At 61.8% G+C, this 3,919-nt stretch carries 4 protein-coding genes and 1 pseudogene; 4 read left to right on the top strand and 1 reads right to left on the bottom strand.

Features of this window, described 5'->3' with window-relative positions; translation table 11 throughout:
* Positions 1-474: TetR/AcrR family transcriptional regulator (locus tag DI606_RS19845; protein ID WP_293985706.1), on the bottom strand; the 474-nt coding region annotated here is incomplete at its 3' end.
* 96 nt (positions 475-570) lie between these two features.
* Here DI606_RS19845 and DI606_RS19840 point away from each other — a divergent pair.
* The 4 genes and pseudogenes from DI606_RS19840 to DI606_RS19825 form a co-directional block, all read left to right on the top strand.
* On the top strand, positions 571-1,560 hold the full coding sequence (locus DI606_RS19840; protein WP_160986423.1) for a zinc-dependent alcohol dehydrogenase family protein: 990 nt from the start codon (positions 571-573) through the stop codon (positions 1,558-1,560).
* 285 nt (positions 1,561-1,845) lie between these two features.
* Positions 1,846-2,136 carry a metal/formaldehyde-sensitive transcriptional repressor gene (locus DI606_RS19835; protein ID WP_160986422.1) on the top strand — a complete coding sequence of 97 codons (291 nt, stop codon included), beginning with the start codon at positions 1,846-1,848 and terminating at the stop codon, positions 2,134-2,136.
* Positions 2,137-2,351: 215 nt separating this feature from the next.
* A pseudogene (locus tag DI606_RS19830) lies at positions 2,352-3,442 on the top strand (S-(hydroxymethyl)glutathione dehydrogenase/class III alcohol dehydrogenase).
* 282 nt (positions 3,443-3,724) lie between these two features.
* Positions 3,725-3,919: hypothetical protein (locus tag DI606_RS19825; RefSeq protein WP_293985708.1), on the top strand; the 195-nt coding region annotated here is incomplete at its 3' end.

Raw genomic sequence — 3,919 nt, 5'->3', positions numbered from 1 at the left:
AAGCTCGCCCTGCGCGGCGCCGCGATGCAGACGCTCGATCAGGAGGGCCTCCGCCGCGATACGCTTGTCGCGCAGCAGGCATTCGATGGCGGCGGACGCCGGCGAAACGGCTGCCGCTGCCGAATACATGAAGCAGCCGGCCGGCGTTCCAGGCTCCGAGAACGATGACGCCGCTCGCTCCAGCAGGCCTTTGACGGCCTCGAAGGTGGACAACGCCGGGTCGTTGATGGGGGCATAGAGGTGGACGCTGAACGTCGCGGCATAGCGCTCGATCACCGCCGCGAACAGCCCCGCCTTGTTGCCAAACGCCGCATAGAGACTGGCGGCGGCGACGCCAGTCTCCGCCACCAGATCGGCCATCGAAGTCGCCTCGTAGCCGCGCTGCCAGAACAGCCGTACCGCCTTGTCGAGCGCTGCGTTAGTGTCGAACACGCGAGGGCGACCTGCGCCGCGACGTGCTTTCGTCTCTGTCATGTCTGGCGCCCGATATGGAATGATCGATAAATAATATCTTGAACCTCGTCGCTGACATCGATACAGAACGATCGTTCAATAATCAAGGAATGGTCCATGAGCCGCATCGTTCGGATCCACGAATATGGCGACGCCAGCGTCCTCAAGATTGAAGATGTGGCAGTGCCCGCGCCCGCGGCCGACGAGGTGCAGATCGCTGTCAAGGCGATAGGCATAAACCGCGCCGAAGTGATGTTCCGCAACCATGCCTACCTTCAGGAAGCCGAGTTCCCGAGCCGCCTCGGCTACGAGGCTGCCGGCACTGTCGTTACGGTCGGGGCGGACGTGACCGGGTTTGCGGAAGGCGAAGCCGTCAGCCTCATCCCCCCGCTCGATATCGCGCGCTGGGGCACCTATGGCGAGGTCGCCAACGTGCCTGCCCGCCTCGTCGTCAAGCATCCGGCGGCGCTTTCGTTCGAGGAAGCGGCGGCCGTGTGGATGCAGTATGTCACCGCTTGGGGTGCGCTGGTGGAGCAGGCGAAGCTCGGCGAGGGCGATTTCGTCATCGTCACCGCTGCTTCCAGCAGCGTCGGTCTTGCTGCCTTCCAGATTGCGCGGATGGTCGGCGCGACGGTGATCGCGACGACGCGTACCGGCACCAAGCGCCAAGCCCTGCTTGATGCCGGTGCACATCATGTCGTCGCGACCGGGGAAGAGGATCTGGTAGCAAAGGTGATGGAGATAACCGATGGTGCAGGTGCGCGCGTGGTGCTCGACCCGGTCGGAGGCCCGTCGTTCGAGCCGCTGACCGCGAGCATGGCGCGCGGCGGCATTCTGCTTGAATATGGCGCGCTCAGCGGCGAGCCGACGCCGTTCCCGTTGTTCTCCGTGCTGGGCAAGAGCCTCACGCTCAAGGGTTATCTCTACAGCGAGATCGTCTCGGACGACGCCGCCCTTGATCGCGCCAAGGCGTTCATTGTGGCGGGACTGGAATCGGGCGCGCTCAAGCCGCGGATCGCGCGCACCTTCTCGCTCGACGCCATCCAAGACGCACACCGCTTCCTCGAATCGAATGACCAGATCGGCAAGGTCGTCGTTACGGTCTGACCGGCAAACCTGGGGGAGCGAGCGATGGCTCCCCCTCCCGGACACAGGATCGGACCCTAAGCGCGCATGCCGTCGTTGCTTGTGGCGCAGGCTTGAGAGCATGATGCTCCTCGTCCGCGTGCCAGACCTGTCTCAGGGTAACATGGCGGCTATGCCTGCCCGATCTGGGGGCGAATTTGGAGATTGGCCAGGCAACCTCGCCTGATTACAGAAGCGCCAGTCTCTGGATAGGATTGAAACTCCCCCCCTGTATAGTATGCTGAAGCGATTTCTTGGGAAAGCGCGATGCCACATTCACCAGAGGACAAGAAGCGAGCCATCACACGCTTGCGTCGTATCAAGGGCCAGGCGGACGCTTTGGAACGCGCGATCGAAGCCGGGGCCGATTGCGCTCCCCTGCTGCAGCAAATTGTCGCCATGCGTGGCGCGACAAACGGGCTGATGGCAGAAGTGATGGAGAGTCACCTCAGGGAAACATTCGGTTCCGGCGCAGATCCGGCCCTCAAAAGCGAGGGTGGCGATCACGATGACGGCGTGGAGGGCGTAATGAAGATTCTGCGTACTTATCTTAAATGACGATTTCAGGCTCATTTTCTTGCCCGTGTTCTCTCGCACTTAGAAGCCAGCCCCTGCTGCCTTCTCTGGTTTGAGATCCTCGGTAGGACACCTCTTGTATACTGTCAGGGAGTATGACAAAGATACTCCCTGACAGTATGAGAACGTCGACGAATTTGCGATGGCGCAACGGCCTCGCACCGGCAATCAGTTTCCATCAACGAGGGTATCCCAACATGAAATCTCGCGCCGCTGTAGCCTTCGAGCCGGGCAAGCCACTCGAAATCGTCGAAATCGATGTCGCCCCACCCCGGAAGGGTGAAGTGCTCATCCGGGTGACGCACACCGGTGTGTGCCACACCGATGCGTACACGCTGGCGGGCAGTGATCCGGAGGGCGTTTTCCCGGTGGTTCTAGGCCACGAGGGCGCGGGCATCGTTGTCGAGGTCGGTGAGGGCGTCACCAGCGTCAGGCCGGGCGATCACGTGATTCCGCTCTACACAGCCGAGTGCGGCAAGTGCGATTTCTGCGTGTCGGGCAAGACCAACCTGTGCGTCGCTGTCCGCGAAACGCAGGGCAAGGGTTTGATGCCCGATGGCACCACCCGCTTTTCGTACAATGGCCAGCCCCTTTATCATTACATGGGCTGTTCAACCTTCAGTGAATATACTGTCGTCGCCGAAGTTTCGCTCGCCAAGATCAATCCCGAGGCTAACCCCGAACATGTCTCACGACCGGCATCGGCGCAGTCCACAATACCGCCAAGGTCCAGCCCGGAGACTCGGTCGCCGTGTTCGGCCTCGGCGGCATCGGCCTCGCGGCGATTCAAGGTGCGCGCCAGGCGAAGGCAGGTCGTATCATCGCCATCGACACCAATCCGTCCAAGTTCGAGTTGGCACGCCAGTTCGGTGCGACCGAGTGCATCAACCCCAAGGACCACGACAAACCCATCCAGCAAGTGCTGATCGAAATGACGGGCTGGGGCATCGATCATACTTTCGAGTGTATCGGCAACGTCCAAGTGATGCGCGCCGCGCTTGAATCAGCGCACCGTGGCTGGGGTCAGTCGATCGTGATTGGCGTTGCCCGCGCGGGCGAGGAAATCTCCACCCGCCCATTCCAGCTCGTCACGGGGCGCGTATGGAAGGGGTCCGCTTTCGGCGGCGTCAAGGGACGGACACAGCTCCCCGGCATGGTCGAGGACGCGATGAGAGGCGATATCGATCTGGCCCCGTTCGTTACCCACACGATGGGTTTGGAGGAGATCAACGAGGCCTTCGAACTGATGCACGAAGGCAAGTCGATCCGCACGGTCATTCACTACTGACCCGCCGATCCGAAGCGGCGCGATGCGCCCGTATCGACAACTCGGCCTTCATCATGGCCCGACTCCGGCCATGATGAAGCGCGCCATGGCAACTGGGCAAAGCGCCGCGATGCGGTAACAACCGTTGGATGTATTGCGTCGGAAAAGCATTCATCTGCTACCCCGACCGTGATGAACACGGGCCGCACGGGCGGATATGGCAGGAAGACTGAATTGAAGAACAAGGATATACACGCGACGAGGCCGGCCACCGATCAAGGGCATGCGGGGCCGCCCGCCTGCGTGCAAGTTCGCGGCGCGCGCCAGAACAATCTCAAAAATGTCGACGTCGATGTACCGCGCGACGCCTTCGTGGTGTTCACCGGCATATCGGGCTCAGGCAAGTCATCGCTCGCGTTCGGCACCCTTTATGCCGAAGCCCAGCGGCGTTATCTGGAATCGGTTGCGCCTTATGCCCGTCGCCTGATCGACCAGGCC

It is taken from the genome of Sphingobium sp. (assembly GCF_003248505.1).
Taxonomy (GTDB): Bacteria; Pseudomonadota; Alphaproteobacteria; order Sphingomonadales; family Sphingomonadaceae; genus Sphingobium.
Note: the sequence above shows the minus strand (reverse complement) of the source record. Positions and strands in the feature narration are given on the sequence as shown.

What these genes read in the sequence shown, in the direction of transcription:
- DI606_RS19840 (WP_160986423.1), top strand. Translation starts at nt 571, where the DNA reads ATGAGCCGCATCGTTCGGATCCACGAATATGGCGACGCCAGCGTCCTC.
- DI606_RS19835 (WP_160986422.1), top strand. Translation starts at nt 1,846, where the DNA reads ATGCCACATTCACCAGAGGACAAGAAGCGAGCCATCACACGCTTGCGT.